11 protein-coding genes are annotated in these 17919 nt (G+C 64.1%); 9 read left to right on the top strand and 2 right to left on the bottom strand.

Translation table 11 applies throughout. The annotated features are described in order from the left end of the window. The 6 genes from GE300_RS21090 to GE300_RS21065 form a co-directional block, all read left to right on the top strand. Positions 1-334, top strand: a 334-nt coding sequence (locus tag GE300_RS21090; protein WP_233417271.1) for a DUF2460 domain-containing protein, incomplete at its 5' end; no start/stop codon positions are given. Beyond that, complete coding sequence (locus GE300_RS21085) at positions 331-5028, top strand: baseplate multidomain protein megatron (RefSeq protein WP_154449496.1); 4698 nt, start codon at positions 331-333, stop codon at positions 5026-5028. The genes GE300_RS21090 and GE300_RS21085, both read left to right, overlap by 4 nt. A 7-nt stretch (positions 5029-5035) precedes the next feature. Beyond that, the gene (locus GE300_RS21080; RefSeq protein WP_154449495.1) at positions 5036-6112 is read left to right on the top strand and encodes a DUF2793 domain-containing protein; all 1077 of its coding nucleotides are present in this window, start codon (positions 5036-5038) and stop codon (positions 6110-6112) included. Positions 6113-6132: 20 nt separating this feature from the next. Next, positions 6133-6420 (top strand): DUF6127 family protein, encoded by a 288-nt coding sequence (locus tag GE300_RS21075; protein WP_036708271.1) that lies wholly within the window; start codon positions 6133-6135, stop codon positions 6418-6420. Positions 6421-6493: 73 nt separating this feature from the next. Beyond that, on the top strand, positions 6494-7168 hold the full coding sequence (locus GE300_RS21070; RefSeq protein ID WP_154449494.1) for a YcbK family protein: 675 nt from the start codon (positions 6494-6496) through the stop codon (positions 7166-7168). Positions 7169-7330: 162 nt separating this feature from the next. Then, positions 7331-7585 (top strand): hypothetical protein, encoded by a 255-nt coding sequence (locus GE300_RS21065; RefSeq protein WP_154449493.1) that lies wholly within the window; start codon positions 7331-7333, stop codon positions 7583-7585. A gap of 28 nt (positions 7586-7613) precedes the next feature. On the opposite strand, the gene GE300_RS21060 is transcribed toward GE300_RS21065, so the two are convergent. Together GE300_RS21060 and GE300_RS21055 are read right to left on the bottom strand one after the other, a co-directional pair. Further along, a complete protein-coding gene (locus GE300_RS21060) occupies positions 7614-8279 on the bottom strand; it encodes a HEPN domain-containing protein (protein WP_233417269.1) in 666 nt (221 codons plus the stop codon). A gap of 25 nt (positions 8280-8304) precedes the next feature. Beyond that, positions 8305-9288 (bottom strand): helix-turn-helix transcriptional regulator, encoded by a 984-nt coding sequence (locus GE300_RS21055; protein ID WP_154449491.1) that lies wholly within the window; start codon positions 9286-9288, stop codon positions 8305-8307. Positions 9289-9393: 105 nt separating this feature from the next. On the opposite strand from GE300_RS21055, the gene GE300_RS21050 reads away from it, so the two are divergent. The 3 genes from GE300_RS21050 (at position 9394) to GE300_RS21040 (ending at position 17397) form a co-directional block, all read left to right on the top strand. Continuing rightward, positions 9394-12708 (top strand): TM0106 family RecB-like putative nuclease, encoded by a 3315-nt coding sequence (locus GE300_RS21050; protein ID WP_154449489.1) that lies wholly within the window; start codon positions 9394-9396, stop codon positions 12706-12708. Then, entirely contained in the window at positions 12705-13034 is a 330-nt protein-coding gene (locus GE300_RS21045; RefSeq protein ID WP_233417268.1) for a DUF4357 domain-containing protein, read from the top strand. Before GE300_RS21050 ends, GE300_RS21045 begins: the two co-directional genes overlap by 4 nt. A gap of 127 nt (positions 13035-13161) precedes the next feature. After that, on the top strand, positions 13162-17397 hold the full coding sequence (locus tag GE300_RS21040) for a sacsin N-terminal ATP-binding-like domain-containing protein (RefSeq protein ID WP_407647752.1): 4236 nt from the start codon (positions 13162-13164) through the stop codon (positions 17395-17397). Positions 17398-17919: the final 522 nt, after the last annotated feature.

Raw genomic sequence — 17919 nt, 5'->3', positions numbered from 1 at the left:
GGCGATCGGCACCGGCGACGGCACGACGACCGCTTTCCAGCTGACCAAGCTCTACGCCTCGGGCGCGCAGTCGTGGACGCGCGTCATCACGAAGCCGGTGACCGGAACCGTGCGCATCGCGCTCGGCGGGGTCGAGCAGCCCTCCGGCTGGACGGTCGACACCACGACCGGCGTCGTCACCTTCGCCGCCGCGCCGGGCGCTGGCGTCGCGATCACCGCGGGGTTCGAGTTCGATGTGCCGGTCCGCTTCGACACCGACGCGCTCGACGTGACGCTCGACCTCGAGCGGCTCGGCTCGATCACCTCCATCCCGCTGCTGGAACTGCGCCGATGAAGACCCTCAACCCCGCCCTGCAGGCCCATCTCGACGAGGGTACGACGACGCTTGCCTGGTGCTGGCGGATCGCGCGCGCCGATGGCGCGAGTTTCGGCTTCACCGACCACGACCGGACGCTCAGCTTCGACGGGACCGACTTCGAGCCCGAGAGCGGGCTCACCGCATCCGAGGTGCGCTCGGGCTCGGACCTCTCGGTCGATGCACAGGACGCAGAAGGCGTGCTGACCTCGGATCGGATCACCGAGACCGACATCCTCGACGGCCGCTGGGACAACGCCGAGGTCGAGGTCTGGCGCGTGAACTGGGCCGACACGAGCCAGAGCGTGCTGATGCGCCGCGGGGCCATCGGCCAGATCCGGCGCGGGCGGCTGGCCTTCGTTGCAGAGGTCCGCTCGCTCGCCCATGTCCTCGGCCAGACGGTCGGGCGGACGTTCCAGGCGACCTGCGATGCCGCGCTTGGCGACGCGCGCTGCGGCGTCGATCTGGAGGACCCCGCCTTCAAGGGCGCGGGTGCCGTCATCGACCTGCTGCGTGACCGTGCGTTCACCGCCTCGGGCCTTGGCGGCTTCGCCTCCGGCTGGTTCACCTTTGGCACGTTGGACTGGACGAGTGGCGCGAACGCGGGGCGCCGCACCGAGGTGCTTGGCCATGACGTCACGGACGGTATCGCGGTGCTGACGCTGCTCGAGCCACCTTCCTGTTCCCGCAACGCTGAGACCCCGGACATGGCCACCCTCGTTCTCGGTGCCGCTGGCGCCGCCATTGGCGGCAGCATTGGCGGCGCGATCCTCGGCGTCAGCGCCGCCACCATCGGCGGCTTCATCGGCTCCACCATCGGCTCTGTCGTCGACAGCTGGATCATCTCGTCGCTGGCACCCACACAGCGCATCGAGGGCGCGCGGCTCGACACGCTCCGCATCACCTCGGCCACCGAAGGCGCGGTCATCCCGCGGCTCTTTGGTCGGATGCGCATGGGCGGCAACATCATCTGGGCGACGGATTTCCGCGAGGAGACCAAGACCACCACGCAGGGCGGCGGCAAGGGCGGCGGGGGCGGCAAGGTCAAGACCACCGAGTATCTGTACTATGCCAGCTTCGCCGTCGCCTTATGCGAGGGCCCGATCACCGGCATCGGCCGCATCTGGGCCGACGGCAAGCCGATGGACCTCTCTGGCGTCACGTGGCGCTGGTATCCCGGCGACGAGGCGCAAAGCCCTGATCCGTTCATCGCGGCGAGGATGGGCGCGGCCAGCACGCCCGCCTATCGCGGCACCGCCTATGTCGTCTTCGAGGAACTGGCGCTCTCGACCTACGGCAACCGCCTGCCGCAACTGTCGTTCGAGGTGTTCCGCCCGCTCGCGGATGCCGACACCGCCGAAGGGCTGACCCGCGCCGTCACCATGATTCCGGCCTCTGGCGAGTTCACCTACGCGACGCAGGCGATCCGCAAGACCGACGGCGGCGCGACGGTGCCCGAGAACCTGAACGCGCTTGCCGACTCCACCGACATGGTGGAGGCGCTCGACCGGCTGCAGGCGATGGCGCCTGCTGTGACAAGCGTCAGCCTCGTGGTGGCGTGGTTCGGCGACGATCTGCGCGCGGGATCGTGCAAGGTCCGGCCGGGCGTCGAGGTGTCGGCCAAGTCGACCACGCCCGCCAGCTGGTCGGTTAACGGCGTCAGCCGCGCCAACGCCTTTCTCGTCAGCCGCGACGATCAGGACCGCCCGGTCTATGGCGGTACGCCGTCCGACTTCGCGGTCGTGCAGGCGATCCATGAGATGAAGGCGCGCGGGCTGCGGGTCACCTTCTATCCCTTCATCCTGATGGACGTGCCGCCCGGCAACAGCCTACCGAACCCCTATTCCGACAACGCCGCGGAGATGGGCCAGCCTGTCTTCCCCTGGCGGGGGCGGATCACCTGTTCTCCGGCTGCGGGCTTCGCAGGGACCGTAGACAGGACCGCCACGGCCGCAAGCCAGGTCGCGGCGCTGTTCGGGGCCGCGACGCCCGCGAGCTTCAGCGTCTCGGGTCAGTCGGTCTCCTGGACCGGGCCATCCGGCGACTGGGGGCTCCGGCGCATGGTGCTGCACTACGCCCATCTCTGCGCGGCGGCAGGCGGGGTCGACGCCTTCCTGATCGGCACCGAGATGCCGGGGCTGACGACGATCCGCTCGGGCGCGAGCACCTATCCGGCCGTGCAGGCGTATCGGGATCTGCTCGCTGACGTACGCTCGATCCTCGGCTCCGGGACGAAGATCGGCTATGCCGCCGACTGGTCGGAGTATTTCGGGCACCAGCCGGGCGATGGCAGCGGCGACGTGTTCTTTCACCTCGATCCGCTCTGGGCCGATCCGGACACCGACTTCATCGGGATCGACAACTACATGCCGCTCTCCGACTGGCGCGACGGGTTCGAGCATCTCGACGCGGCCGAGGGCTGGCCCGCGATCTACGACCGAGCCTACCTGCAGGCGAACATCGCGGGCGGCGAAGGCTTCGACTGGTTCTACGCCAGCGCAGCCGACCGCTCCGCGCAGGTCCGTACCCAGATCACGGATGGCGCGGCCGCCAAGCCATGGGTCTTCCGCTACAAGGATCTGCGCGCCTGGTGGTCGAACGCGCATTACGACCGCCCGGGCGGGGTCGAGAGCGGGACGCCGACCGCGTGGGCGCCGCAGTCGAAGCCGATCTGGTTCACCGAGCTCGGCTGTCCGGCCATCGACCGGGGCACCAACCAGCCCAACGTCTTCTTCGATCCGAAGTCCTCGGAGAGCTTCACGCCGCATTTCTCGCGGGGCTGGCGGGATGATGCTATCCAGCGCGCCTATCTCGAGGCGACGTATCTCTGGTGGGGCGCGGCCGCGAACAACCCGGTGTCCTCGATCTATGGTGGCCGGATGGTGCACGTCCCCGAATGCGCCGCCTGGACATGGGACGCGCGGCCCTATCCGTTCTTCCCGGCGCTGACCGACGTCTGGACGGACGGCGCGAACTGGCGGCTCGGCCACTGGCTGACGGGGCGGCTCGGGGCGGTGTCGCTTGCCGCGCTCGTGCGGCACCTCTGTCTGCGCGCGGGCCTGCCCGAGTCCCGGATCGACGTCACCGGCCTCTGGGGCGCGGTCGAAGGCTACGCCATCACCGCGCTGGAAAGCCCGCGCGCCTCGATCACCACGCTGTCGCGCCACTTCGGCTTCGACGCCGTGGAGACCGAGGGCGCGATCCGCTTCGTGATGCGCGGGCGGGCCTCGGTCGCCACCCTCACGCCCGACGAACTGGTGGCCGCCCGCGAGGGCGATGTGCTGGAACTGACCCGCGGCCAGGAAACCGAACTGCCGCAGGCGCTGAAATGGCAGGTCGCCCGTGCCGACGAGGATTATGACGCGTCCCTCGTCGAGGCGCGGCGCGTCACCGTGGACACGACGCGGATTGCCTCCGAGTCCTTCCCGATGGCGGTGCCACCCGAGGAGGCCGAGCGCCGCTGCCGCCGCGCGCTGATGGAGGCGTGGGTCGGGCGCGAGACGGCGACGTTCCGTCTGCCGCCCTCGCGCCTCGCGCTCGATCCGGCCGACGCGATCCGGCTCACGCATGACGGGCGGCTGGTCGATCTGCGGCTCGTCTCCATCGCCGACGCCGAGGCGCGCGGCATCGAGGCGGTCCGCCAGGACCGCGAGACCTACGATCTGCCGCCCGGCGATCCCCGCGCGGCGTCGCTGACGCGCGCCGTGGTGTTCGGGGCGCCGGATGCGGTGCTGATGGACCTGCCGCAGCTGACCGAGGACCAGCCCGCGCATCGGCCGCTGGTCGCCGCGCATGCAGTACCGTGGCCCGGGGAGATGGCTGTGTTTCGAAGTCCTTCGACGGATGGGTTCGAGTTGCTGACCACCTTCGGAACGCGGACTCGGCTCGGCACGCTGGTGTCGGATCTCTACGCCGGGCCAACCTCGCGCTTCGACCTCGGCAATGCTCTGGTGGTCGATCTGCTCACCGGCACGCTGGAAAGCGTCACGGACCTGACGCTGTTCGGAGGGGCCAATGCGCTCGCCATCGAGAGCGCGCCCGGCGTCTGGGAGATCGTGCAGGCGGGCGCGGCGGAGCTGCTGGCGCCGGGTCGTTATCGTCTGACCCGCTTGCTGCGCGGCCAGCGCGGGACCGAGGGCGCCATGGGCAACCCGGCGCCTGCAGGCGCGCGGGTGGTGGTGCTGGATGACAGCCTTGCGTCGCTGCCGATTGCCGAGGCCGATCTGGGGTTGCCATGGAACTGGCGCATCGGCCCCGCAAGTCGTCCGGTCAGCGACGAGACCTACGTGGCGCAATCCTTCGCCCCAGCTGGCGTCGGGCTGCGGCCGTTTTCCGTCGCCCATGTCGAGCAGCCGTGGCGCACGCCACGCACGCCCGGCGATCTTACGATCCGCTGGACACGCCGGTCCCGCGCGCTCGCCGCCGATAGCTGGGGCGGGCTCGAGGTACCGCTGGCCGAGGAACTGGAAGCCTACGAGGTCGAGATCCTCGACGGCGCCATCGTGAAACGGGTGATGAGCACGGCCACGACCAGCGCGGTCTACACCGCCGCCGCGCAGACCACCGACTGGGGCGCGGAGCTCGGCCCCGGTGACACGCTCGACATCCGCATCTTCCAGCTCTCCGCCCTCGTGGGGCGGGGCGCATCCACGTCCATCACGCTAAGCTTCTGAGGCTCCCATGTCCGACGCCACGACCCATCTGCTGCTGCCCTACATCCTCGCGGCGCAGGCCCAGAAGCATGTCACCCACAACGAGGCGCTGCGGATCCTCGACGGGCTCGTCCAGCTTTCCGTTCTCGACTGCGATCTGACCAGCCCGCCCGGAAGCCCCGCCGACGGCGACCGCTACATCGTCGCCTCGGGTGCCACCGGCGACTGGGCGGGGTGGGACCTGAACGTCGCGCTCTGGACCGATGGCGCGTGGCTTCGCCTGCCGCCGCGCACCGGCTGGCGGGCGTGGGTCGAGGCTGAGGGCCTGCTGCTGGTCTATGACGGCGCGACCTGGATCGGGACCACCCCGGACGTGCTGCAGAACCTTGCGCTGCTGGGGCTGGGCACGACGGCGGATGCGTCGAACCCGTTCTCGGCCAAGCTGAACGCGGCGCTCTGGACCGCGAAGACCGTCGCCGAGGGGGGCACCGGCGATCTGTTCTACACCATGAACAAGGAGGCTGCGGGCGACGATCTCGGCCTGACGCTGCAGACCGGCTTCGTGACCAAGGCGCTGGTTGGCCTCTTCGGGTCGGACCGCTTCCGGCTGGCGGTCTCCGCTGATGGCAGCACCTTCTTCGACGGGCTCAGCGTCAACAACGCCACCGGCATCGTCGACCAGCCCCGGCTGCCCCGGTTCAAGGCGTACACGAACTACGACAATTACGTCGGCGTCGGGACTTGGACGAAGATCGGCCTCAACAACACCGACACCAACGATCAGGGCGCGTTCGACGCCGCGAACAACCACTTCGTGGCGCCGGTGGACGGCACTTACCTCTTCGGCGCGACGCTGCTCTACAAGATCAACGCCAGCGCCACGGCCCGCATGCGCGGGCGGCTCGTGCTGAACGGCACGACCGAAATCCGCGGTTCCCTCGGCGAAATCTCCGCCACCCATGTCTCGCTCGCCACCGCGATCTGGCTGCAGACCATGGTGCCGCTGACCGCAGGCGATACCGTCGAGCTGCAGGGGTATTTCCGCGTCGCGGACGGCTACTTCGCGGCCGATCACACGTCCTTCTGGGGCTGCAAGATCGGCTGAGCGGCGGAAGGAGGATCCCGATGAACCCACCCCGATCCGAGGGTTTCGTGCGCATGCCCGACGCCGAGTTCGAGGCGATCCTGACCCGGGCCGCCGAGGAAGGCGCGAAGCGTGCGCTCGCCGATGTCGGTCTCGACGGCGACGAGGCCGCACTCGACATCCGCGATCTGCGATCGCTGGTGGACTGCATCCGCCTGGTGCGCCGCACCGCCATGCAGACCGCCGTCCGCATGATCACCACCGGCGTCATGCTGGCGCTGCTCGCGGGCATCGCCATCAAGCTCAAGATCTTCGGCGGCAGCCCGTAGCCGCTCCCCATCTCCCATTATTGGCCCAACAGCACCCGTCCTCGAGGCGGGTTTTTCGTTTCTGGAGGACCCCATGACCACGACCTTCCACCGCCATTGGCGTGATGTACCGGAGAGCGCCTGGCACTGGCCGAATTTCAGCCCGGCCGAGATCGCCTGCCGGGGCACCGGCAGGCTGCTGATCAACGAGCCTGCGCTCGACAAGCTGCAGGCGCTGCGCGACCGGCTGGGCAAGCCGCTGATCGTCCGCTCGGCCTATCGCAGCCCCGAGCACAACCGTGCCGTCGGCGGCGCGACCCGGTCGAAGCACCTCGACGGCGCCGCCTTCGACATCGCCATGGCGAACCACGACCCCGACGCCTTCGAGGCGGCGGCGCGAGAGGTCGGGTTCCTCGGCTTCGGCTTCTACCCCCGCTCGGGATTCATCCATGTCGATCTCGGGCCCGCTCGCCAGTGGGGCGAGCGCTTCCCCATCCGGGCGACGGCCTTCGCGGCTGAAACGCCGCCTGCGCGCGAAGTGCTGGCCGACAGCCGCACCATGAAGGGCGGCGGGGCCGCCGGTGTGGCTACGCTGGGCGCAGCCGGCGTCGAGGTCGCCCAGAGCGTCCTGGCTGAGACCCAGTCCGCCATCCTGCCGCTGGTGCCGTACCTCGACACGCTCCGCTGGGTGTTCATCGCCGTGGCGCTCTGCGGGATCGCGATCACGATCTACGCGCGGCTGGACGATTGGAAGCGAGGCCGCCGATGATTGGTGCGCTCCTCGCTGGGTTCGCCACCAACCCGTGGGCCCGGACGGCTCTCCGCTACGGCCCCATCGCGCTCACAGTGCTCCTGTTCCTGTTCGCACTCCGGCGCTCCGGTGAACGCACGGGCCGCCTCGCCGAACGCCTTGAGACCATGGAGAAAGCCAATGATGTCCAACGACGGATACTGGAGGCCGCGGCTCGCCGCCCTCGCGATCGCGATGAGCTTGCTGAGCGGCTGCGCGACGGTCGGTTCTAATCCGCCCATCGCCATCGTTTGCCCGCCAGTGGTCCAGTACAGCCGCGAGGCTCAGGCGCGCGCGGCCGAGGATCTGAACTCATTGCCGGATGGTTCGGTCATTGCCGAGATGCTAAGCGACTACGCCGTGCTGCGAGATCAGACACGCGGTTGCAGCAAGTAAAACGCTCGGCATTGATCGTCTGCCGCTCTTACTCAACGACCGGATAGAACGGCCGCCCCCAATCCTCGTGGGGATTTTCCATCATCAAATCGACGAATACAGGCATCAGGAAGGCAAGGATTGCAGCGCCGTCGCGGACCTGCGCCCGGTTGACCCCGCTGTTCCAGGTTGATCCGCCATGGACCAGCTGGTTGCGCAGGACGTAAAGCCGGTCAAAGACGAAGCTCAGGACGCGAACGCTGTCGCCCGCCTGGAATGCCTGCGCGAAGCTGCGGGACGATGCCCTGAACTTCTCCTCCCAGTCCTCGAAGCCCTCGATCCCGTTGTGGTGCTGCCAGAACGGATTGAAGACGTAGCGATTTTCCATGAGCATTCGCACAGGGCCTGAGAATCGCTGCCACAGCGCCTTGTAGATCCGGCGACCTTCGTCGCGCGCCACCAGTCTGCCGAAATAGTCGACGAAGGCAGCACGTTCGCCAGGGGCTACCGACTGGAATTCCCGCTCGTCCGCGTAGGCGGCATTGAACGCGATCCAGAGGAAGATGAAGCGGGCGTCATCGTCGTCACCACACGCCTCGGCACGTCCGATCCAGCTGATGGCGCGATGCGCGCGCAGACCCATTGTCTCGGGAAAGCCGCTGCGAATGGCGCGCTGCTTGGTTTTCAACGCCGCGTGGTCGAGAATATCCTTCATTCACAATCCCCCTATGAAAAACCCATCACGGCAAGGCGTCAAAGTCCGACCTTCGGTATCCTTCGACCAGGGCCCGCAACCTGTCAGGCGCGATCACCTCAACCTTGTCGCCCCACTGATACAGATGCCATGCCATCTCGAGCCATCCGGCCGCATTGAACCGGACGATCAGGCTTCCGTCATCCTGTGGCTCCAGGACCTGCGTCGGGTGAAAACGGAACTCGGCGGCACGCCCAGCGGCCGCAGGCGCGAAGCGCCAGATCACCTCCCCGTATTGCGCCGGGTCCTGATAGACGCCGAAGGCCTTGGCCGCATAGTTCTCCAGCGTGAATCCCGATGCGAAGGCGAAGCTCTCGTCCAGCACGGCTGCGGCATGGATCCTGTCCATGCGGAAGTTCAGGATCGTTTCGCTGCGTGATGGTTGCCGCGCCACAAGGTAGCTGCGGTGGCCCAGCATCAGGCCGTGCGGTTCGATCACCCGAGGCGCGGCGTCGCCAGATCCGTAGACGACGCGCAGCCGAAACGGGCCTCGCAGCGCCTCCATGACTGCATCCGTCACGTCGGGACGCAGAGCGACGGTCGGACCGGGACGCATGACCTGGCCGAGACCGGCCAATACTGCCTCGGCATCGGCCTCAGACCTCGTTGCGTCTCGGGGCGTCAGTCGCGCCAGCAGCCCATCACGCAGATCCTCTAGCGCGCGAGCATGGCGCAGTCGCGCCTGATCGCGGGCGGCGCGGGCTGCGATTTCGAGAGCTTCGATGGTGGTTTCCTGTCGCGGCTGCAGCCGCTCCGGCGGGGGCGCATCCAGCCGCCAGTACCGTCGGCGGTCCTCGGCATCAGTGGTCGTGACATTGGCGAAAGCGGCGTCCAGCGCCTCGGTCATCCGCTGCGCCGTACGGTGCGAGACGCCGAACTCGACGCAGATGTCCTCAAGGCTGACGCCGCCACGCCGAGAAGCGGCCATCTGGGCGAGACGGAGCAAATCCTGAGCCTTGGAGAAGGACATTTGACCTCTATGCCAGAAATTGACACCATCATAAGCTATTGATCAGCTTGCGGTCTGTCGAGGCGATTCCCTCGGGGGTCACGTGTCGCAAGTATTGGAGCATTAATGAGGGACCTCGACGGCCGTATCTTTTTGTCCGCGTCGGACCTCATGCGCTTCATGGGGTGCGCGCACGCGACCACCCTCGATCTGGCATACATGCGTGGCAACGGACCGGAGCCACGCGAAGACAGCGAAGACGCGGCGCTGCTGCAGAAGCAGGGTGACGCCCACGAGGCGGCCCATCTGGCTCGCCTAAAGGAAGCTGGACGCACCATCATCGAGATCGAGCGCAGTGGCCTTGACAAGAACGCCGAAGCCACCCGCGCGGCTTTGGAAGCAGGCCTGGACGTGGTGTTTCAGGGCGCTTTCCTGTCGGGCAACTGGGGCGGCTGGTCGGATTTCCTGGAGCGCGTGGAGCGCCCCTCTGCGTTCGGGCCGTTCAGCTACGAGGTTGTCGACACCAAACTGAAGCGCCGGCCGCATCCGAAGCACGTCCTGCAACTTGTGCTCTACTCCGACCTTCTAGCCGAAGTTCAGGACGTTGCGCCCGAGTTCGCCCATGTCGAATTGGGGGACGGCACCCGCGCGACCCTTCGGCTGTCGGACTACGCCGCCTATGCCCGCATGGCGCAGGCGCGGCTCGAAGGGTTCGTGACCGATCCGCCGCCAACCCGTCCGATCCCCTGCGCAGACTGTGGTCTTTGCCGCTGGGGCGACCATTGCGCCGATGTCTGGCAGGCCGAGGACAGCCTGTTCAATGTCGCCAACGTCAGCCGTGGACAGGTGAAGAAGCTGGAAGCAGCGGGTATCCAGACCATGGAAGCCCTCGCCAGCCTCGATCATCCGATCCGCGGCATGGCGGAAAACACACACCTCCGGCTGGTGACTCAGGCCCGCCTGCAACACGCCCGCAAGACTGGAGTGCCCGCGTTTGAGCTGCGCGCACCGGAACCCGGCAAGGGGTTCGACCTGCTGCCCGAGCCGCAGGCCGGCGACCTGTTCTACGACATCGAAGGCGACCCACATTTCGAGGGCGGCCTCGAATACCTCCACGGCGTCTGGTTTGATGGCCAGTTCCAGGCGTTCTGGGCGCATGACCATGCCGCCGAGGCGCGCGCGCTCGCTGAGCTGCTGGAGTTCTTCCGTGCGCGCCTCACGGCTTATCCGGCCGCGCGCATCTATCACTATGCGCCCTACGAGATCACCGCCCTGCGCAGACTGACCACGAAGTACGGGATCGGCGAGGCGTTCCTTGACCGGCTTCTGCGCGAGCGGCGGTTCGTGGATCTGTTCGCCGTCGTGCGCGGTGCGCTGATCGGCTCTGAGCCCAATTACTCCATCAAGTCGATGGAGGCCTTCTATGGCCGCAAGCGCGATGGCGAGGTGAAGACGGCGGGAGGCTCGGTCGTCGCCTATGAGCGGTGGCGCGAGACGGGCGAGCAGCAGATCCTCGAGGATATCGAGGATTACAACCGCGTCGACTGCATTTCGACCGAGGAGTTGAGGGATTGGCTGGTCGGCATTCGACCCAGCGGCCCCTGGCCGTCGCTCGGTCAGGATGCGGGCATGAAGGAGGCGGAGGAGGACGCCGACACGCAAGAGCTGCGTTCGGCTTTGGCGGCCTCCGACCTGCCCGAGGACCGGCAGGAGATGCTGTTCAACCTCGGCCTCTTCCACAAGCGCGAGGCGAAGCCCGCGCAATGGGCGGTGTTCGACAGCGTTGGCAAGGACGAGGATGATCTGATCGATGATCTCGACGCGCTTGCCGGGCTCGAGGCCGTGGGCGCGGCTGAGCCCGTGAAACGCTCGATGGCGCGCACCTATCGCTTCCCGCCGCAGGAGACGAAATTGCGGGGTGGCAGGTCGGCGACGGTGCCGGTCCATGACGGGCCGCCCGCCACGATCAGCATCGCCGCTCTGGACCGGACCGCACGTGAGATCACCCTCAAGGCCGGGGCAGCGAAGGCGCATCTTCTCTCCGACCGCCTGACGCTCCACCCGGACTGGCCGCTCAATACCGATGTCATCGCCGCTGCCCTGCGCGATGTGATTACCGACCAATGCGGGCCGCGCCGATTCACGGCGGTCGATGATCTATTGTCCCGCGCGGCGCCGCGACTGACGACCGGTGCGAAGTCTGACCTGCTGGATGGCGTCGATCCGGTCGCGGGCGCGATTGCGGCCGTGGGCGCGATGGACGGCACCGTTCTGCCGATCCAGGGGCCTCCGGGCACCGGCAAGACCTATGTCACCGCGCGCGCGATCCTGTCTCTGGTTCGCAAGGGGCACCGCGTCGGCGTCGCATCCAACAGCCACGAGGCCATCCGGAATGTGCTGATGGGCTGTCTCGCCGCGCTGGAAGACGACGATCCGGACATCACTCTGGAAGACGCCGAATTGGCCCACAAGGTGAGCGGCGACGAGGATGGCTATCCCGAAGGCTTCACCGGCATCACGCGGGCCACGTCCAACGACGACCCTGCGTTGACGGAGGCCCATGTCGTTGGGGGCACCGCATTCTTCTTCTCGCGCCCGGAGTTCGAGCAGACCCTAGACTGGCTCTTCGTCGACGAGGCAGGACAGGTCGGTCTCGCCAACATGGTCGCCATGGGGCGTGCCGCGCGGAACATCGTGCTGGTCGGCGACCCGCGCCAGCTGCCGCAGGTGATCCAGGGCGCGCATCCGGACCCCGCGAACCTCTCCTGCCTCGACTGGATGCTGGGCGATCACGCGACGGTGCCGCCGGACCGCGGCATCTTCCTGCCTGTCTCGCGACGAATGCATCCAGACGTCTGCCGCTTCATTTCCGACCAGGTGTATGAGGGTCGGCTGACCAGCCACCCCGACACCTCGAGCCAAGCGGTGACCGGCACTGCGTTTCCCCCAGCGGGTGCGTTCTGGGTGCCGGTCCCGCATGAGGGGAACGCCCAGATCGCTCCGGAAGAGGTCGCGGCCATCCAGGCTGCCGCTCATGAACTGCTGACGGGCGCATGGACGAAGAAGGACGGCACGACGCGTCCCATGCGTCAGTCCGACATTATCGTGGTCGCACCCTACAACGCACAGGTGAATGCCCTGCGCGACGCGCTGCCCGAGGGCATTCGCGTCGGCACCGTGGACAAGTTCCAGGGACAGGAAGCGCCTGTCTGCCTAGTCTCGATGACAGCGTCATCGGCCGAGGAGACGCCGCGTGGCATGGACTTCCTGTTCTCCCTCAACCGGATCAACGTGGCGGTCTCGCGCGCAAAGGGGCTGGCGCTGGTCTTCGGCGCACCGCGTCTGCGCGAGGCGAAATGTGAGACGGTCGAGCAGATGCGGCTGGTGAACACGCTCTGTGCTCTGCCAGTATTCAAACAGAACGAAAGAGGAAGTGCATGAGCGAGAACGAGTGGTTTGTAATGCGTCCGCAGAAGGCTCAGGCCTATGGCCGCCCCGAGGCTGGTGGCTTCCTTGTTCGCAAGGGCTCGACGGCGATGCGGGAAGGCTCCCCTCGTGTGAAGCGGGATCGCGAGGAGCGTGACCGTCTGGTTCGGCAGGAAGTCCTCGTCCCGGACAGTGACCCTGACTTGTATCGTTTTTCGCGCGATCACCTCTTCGGCAGTTCCAGTGTGGCCGGGGGCGTCGTCAAGGATGGAAACTGCAGCGGACCTCAAAGCTGGCGCAGGCCCAGTGATGGCAAGACGATCAAGGAAGCACTCGGCTAACCGTCCTGTTCGCGGTAATCAGGACAGAGTAATCAGGACAGAGGTTTGTCGAGCAAATGGACAGTTTAAGTTCTGGCAGCAGATTAGATGAAAGTAGTATTATGCGTCGCGAACTGAGAATTACTCAATGTCCGTGAAACAAGAGATCGACGCCAGAGCGCACGACACGCAAATGACAGGCGAGGCTTGGGCTGCGTTTATTGCTGCTGAGCTGAAATCTACGTGCAAGGCATATCTCGAGAAACCCGCTTTCCTTCTAGGGCATTCACGCACCGAAAAGCAGACAACGGCAGACTATGCTGGACGCGAGCTTCTGGAGCTCGTTCAAAACGCGGCGGATGCGGCAAGTGAGGTGGGTGGATCTGGACGTGTCCTAATCGAGGTGACGCCGGAGGCACTATACGTCGCCAACACTGGGCAGCCGTTCCGGAGAGGTGGTGTCGCGTCCCTGATGACGGCACACACCAGCGACAAGCCAACGCGCGCGGCGCGCATGATCGGCGCGAAGGGGCTGGGGTTTCGTGCGATCCTGAATTGGACTGAGGCCCCCATCATCATCAGTGGTGCGCTTGAGTTGGGGTTCTCGCGGACCCATGCACGCGCCATGGTTGCTGAACTAGCTCATCAGAACGCTGAGATTGCCGCAAGCTTCAGCGGGGATACTCCCAACCTACCTCCATTGCTTGTGTTTCCCGCCACCGGTGCGGAACTAGACTCACTGGGTGAATGCGGCACGCAGGCAGTTGTGCGGCATGCCCGTAGACTTCGGGAAGATGGATATGACACAGTTATCGCCGCACCTCTCGGCAGCACCAAGGCACTGAAGAGAGTCATTGAGCAAGCAACTCAGTTCCAGCCTAGCTTTCTCTTGTTCGTCCGAGCGTTGGACGAAATCTGCATTCGACTGCCCGACTACGATGAGAAGAGATGGACAAAGGGTGTGAAAGACGACGGCGATATATCGCTGTTGCTCGAATGTGGTTCGGAGGCCAGCACTCAGGATTGGATTGTCAGGCAACGAGTAGGTACTATTGGAGAGGGAGAAAACGTACGGGAATTTGAACTCGCCATAGCCATAAGGTCTGGCGAAACGAACGCGCCTGGCAAGTTGCACAGCTTCTTCCCAACCTCTCTGCCGCTACCGTTCTCAGGCCTCTTCCACGCCACACTGGAACTCGACTCTAGCCGCAAGACGATCAATGAAGATTCGCAGCACAACATCGAGGTTCTGCGAGCTCTTGGTCGTCTACACGCCGAGATGCTCACCGAGCTCCGCAAAATGGGCCGAATTTCTGAATCGCTGGACTGGCTTATTGCGCATCAAGAATTTCCAGACGCGCTGAAACCAGTCGCAGAGGCCGCATGGCTGCGGGCAAAAGATCTACCCATCGTCCGGTGTATGGATCGTGTTTGGCGCAAACCCGACAAAGCACGAATTGGTCCAATAAATTATGCTGAGTACCTGCCAGCACGACTTTTCGGCCAACTCGCCAGCGTCAGTTCAACTGACGCAGAGGCGCTCCTGAGGCACGAACTGGGTGTGCCGATGGTGAGCACGAAAGATCTCCTAAATACACTTCGGGACGCAGACCTCAGTTTCTCCGAGCGCGCAAAGGCGATAGTAGGCATCGCGAAAGCCTTTCCAGAAGACCAACACGATCGGCGTTTGTTGGTCGACATCAAAGGCAAGGAAATGTCATCGACGGCCACGGCATTTCCCCCTCCCTCCGACTTAGCCAAACGACACGGGCTCCCCGAATGGGCGAACGCGCGCTTCATCCATCCAGAACTTTGGACCGAACTTCTGGCTGAGGCATCGGGAAACGTCGTCCGCGACAAAATCCACTCGCTGAAAGGGTTCCGTGTCGTCGAGTACAGCGCGGAAGCCGTCATCGCGGCGCTTCGCAGCAGAGTAACGGAACTTCTGAAGAAGAAGCGAAGCAATCCCGACCATCTGCAAGCGAGTTTGTTGGCCACCGTCTACTCTCTGCACGACCGGGGCCGAAACACGCCTCAAGGGGTTTTTCGGGTACGATGCAAAGATGGACAATGGCGCGACATAACAACCGTCCATCTTTCTGAGGATTACGGAATAGTTGGACGCACCACGGCGGCTCTGTATCCTGGTCAGCCCGAACTACTGATCGGCACCCCACTTGAAAACGGCTTCGGCGAAGAGCCTGTTGATTTGGTCGAGTTCCTCATATGGCTTGGTATCAATCCATGGCCGCGAAAGATAGGCGGGCCTCTGCCTGTGAAATGGCGCCAATCGGTGATTGACGCGGTACCTGAGAACTTTCAGGTCACTGACGGTAACACCTCAAGAGAGATTAAAAGGTCGGATCTGTCTTGGGGCTACACGGTCAATGCAACTCATGACACCGTCGACGGACTTGAACGTATTCTAAGCGATGCGCCAGCTGAGGCCATTCTAGCATGGCTCGCTCATGATCCGCGGCTTGATCCTCTTGCCCCCATTCCGGCTTTCAGCGTTAGGTTGGAAGCTCGAGAAAATGGCTTATCAAAGTTTCGGACATATCCGGGAATTCTCCCCAACTCGGTTCATCTCGATATCCAAACGAGAGCATGGCTCGATTGCCAAGACGGACTGCGCCACGCTCCAAGAGACGCAATGATCGAGCCGGGGGTTCTCTCCGCATTATTCCAGGCACCCCGTGCACCCAGTTCGACTAGCGAGATAGAATTCGGTCTCGATAAGGCACATTGGCGAAGAGGCCTTGAGCGTGCAGGCGTGGTGCGAAATTTGGATGACCTCCCCGAAGCACAGGTGTATCGGCTTCTTGCTTCACTTCCAGCAAGGCAGATCAAGCCCGAGGTAGGGAGCAGACTTTTTCTCCAGATTTTGGAACGAGAAACGTTCGACCCGGAGCTTGGGGGAGTGGACGGAATTACATTTCGTGCAGAAGGGAAACTACCTGTCCAGTTTGCAGGACGCCGAGTTTGGGCTGAACGGGAGGGGGTTCTTTACGCTCAGCGCGATGACTTTCCTTCAGTTGCAAAGTCCCACCTGCGACTCCTCGATTTACCGTCTCGTCGGAATGCTAAACAGGTGATGGCGCGTTTCGGTGTCTCCACACTGCAGAAGGATGCGCTCAATCTCAGGCTTTGCTCCGTGGATGAGGTTGTAGAGGGCGATTCCATCACTTTGCGGTCACGCTTTGATCTATCGAAGCCTTACATAGCCGCCCTCCGCAAAGCGCTATCTCCTGACGGCACTCATCTACGTCGCCTAGAAGCAGTTCAGCTCAAGGTCGCTTCTCATGCCGAGATGGAGCTGTCAATCAACGGCGCCACGATCGTCGAGAAATTGGACCCATGGCGTCACAGCTTCGATGGTGACACATTGGTCATTACAGTCGACGGCACCAGAAGCTTTGAAGAGGTGATGGATCTCGGATGCCATGCAGTGGCGGATGGGCTTGCGGAGCTATTTGAACTACAAAGCGGCGCAGACTTTATGCCTTTCTTGTCGTCTTCTACAGACGCGTTGCGTCGCGCCCATCTTCAACGTGCCCTACCTTCATTTAGCGAGGAAGAGCTTGCTTCGTTGATCGGAGGCGTCGATCACGCGTTTGTCTCTCCGTTTGCACCAGACGTAGATGCGGAGACGTTGGCTGCCGGGCCGGCAGCGGCCGCGAACAAGTCGCGCGGTCGGCTAGCTTCATCCGCTGCGGATAGCGGGAACGACGAGTTGGGGCCTGACCCGGACGAGGTTCCAAGTGGAGCCAAACCGTCCGAGGTCGAGTTGACTGTTCAACAGCGTCAGCCGCAGAACAATACATTGTTGGAGCGCGCGCCTTTCCCGCGGCGCACGCTACGCGTTTCAGGGCCTACAGGTCACGTCTCAAGTCCAAATGCTACAGACCCACACCGTGCGGCGGATGCGGAGCATTGGACTGCAGCGTTCGAACGCGCCAACGGCCGTTGGCCCCAGCTGGTTGCCCACCTGCAGGGCACAAGGGCTTTTGGCTGTGACTATCTTACTTTTGACAGCGAAGGGGATCGTTCGGCATTCCTGAAGAATCCAACAAGAATCGAACTGGTCAGCCGATTTATCGAGACAAAGTCCGGCAGTGTTCGATTTTCGGACAATGAATGGCTAGCCGCAAACAACCTGGGTGAACGATACTTCATATACCGGATCAGCTTTAGCGAAGGAGGTCGCGATCAAGCCCAACTGACTGTAGTGCGCAACCCTTCTGCTCGGGGAGAAGCGATACGGACCGAAAGAGAATTGTTGGTCGACAAGGTGAACGGACGAGAGGAGTTTGATTTGGTCGTCGCCGAGCCCCTAGTAGAAGAGCAGCCCGAAGCGCACGTTGCTGCTACAAAACATAATTGAAGGCAGGAGATAGGGTGGTTGTCGCTCTTCCATGACGGCATCGCGATGTGCAAAACTCTCGGCGCAAAACCACAGGCTGAAGTGATGCGTAATTTAATCTTGTAGAATCAGTGTGTTGCGAGGTGGAGAAGGTTGGATATCAGGCCCATCCCCTCCGCCACTATCACCCTTTCGAACCCGTTCAGTCCGCTCGGTGGAGGCAGAATTTCTCCTGTTTTCAAAGGGGTCTGCCGGATGAGTGCGAACCGCCGAGACGCGGGCGCGGAGCGATTTCCGTCTCTGAATGGCCTCTTGTCTCTGGTCGGGCGAACCGTGCCGAATTCGGTTCGGTCGAAAATATCTTAGCCTTTCCAATGACCTGGGTTTTGATCCCACCTGAACTTCGCGCCCTGTTTCCATCGCTCCCGACCGAAACAGAGACCGAATATGCAGGCGGCGTAGCTTGTGATAACGTAAAGAATCTTTCGCACTTTCAGATTTGACGGCTCCTTCTACAGTGAAGGAGCGACGGGATGGACGACG

This window comes from Halovulum marinum (assembly GCF_009697225.1).
In the GTDB taxonomy this organism is placed as follows: domain Bacteria; phylum Pseudomonadota; class Alphaproteobacteria; order Rhodobacterales; family Rhodobacteraceae; genus Halovulum; species Halovulum marinum.
Note: the sequence above shows the minus strand (reverse complement) of the source record. Positions and strands in the feature narration are given on the sequence as shown.

What these genes read in the sequence shown, in the direction of transcription:
- GE300_RS21085 (WP_154449496.1), top strand. Translation starts at nt 331, where the DNA reads ATGAAGACCCTCAACCCCGCCCTGCAGGCCCATCTCGACGAGGGTACG.
- GE300_RS21080 (WP_154449495.1), top strand. Translation starts at nt 5,036, where the DNA reads ATGTCCGACGCCACGACCCATCTGCTGCTGCCCTACATCCTCGCGGCG.
- GE300_RS21075 (WP_036708271.1), top strand. Translation starts at nt 6,133, where the DNA reads ATGAACCCACCCCGATCCGAGGGTTTCGTGCGCATGCCCGACGCCGAG.
- GE300_RS21070 (WP_154449494.1), top strand. Translation starts at nt 6,494, where the DNA reads ATGACCACGACCTTCCACCGCCATTGGCGTGATGTACCGGAGAGCGCC.
- GE300_RS21065 (WP_154449493.1), top strand. Translation starts at nt 7,331, where the DNA reads ATGATGTCCAACGACGGATACTGGAGGCCGCGGCTCGCCGCCCTCGCG.
- GE300_RS21060 (WP_233417269.1), bottom strand. Translation starts at nt 8,279, where the DNA reads ATGAAGGATATTCTCGACCACGCGGCGTTGAAAACCAAGCAGCGCGCC.
- GE300_RS21055 (WP_154449491.1), bottom strand. Translation starts at nt 9,288, where the DNA reads ATGTCCTTCTCCAAGGCTCAGGATTTGCTCCGTCTCGCCCAGATGGCC.
- GE300_RS21050 (WP_154449489.1), top strand. Translation starts at nt 9,394, where the DNA reads ATGAGGGACCTCGACGGCCGTATCTTTTTGTCCGCGTCGGACCTCATG.
- GE300_RS21045 (WP_233417268.1), top strand. Translation starts at nt 12,705, where the DNA reads ATGAGCGAGAACGAGTGGTTTGTAATGCGTCCGCAGAAGGCTCAGGCC.
- GE300_RS21040 (WP_407647752.1), top strand. Translation starts at nt 13,162, where the DNA reads ATGTCCGTGAAACAAGAGATCGACGCCAGAGCGCACGACACGCAAATG.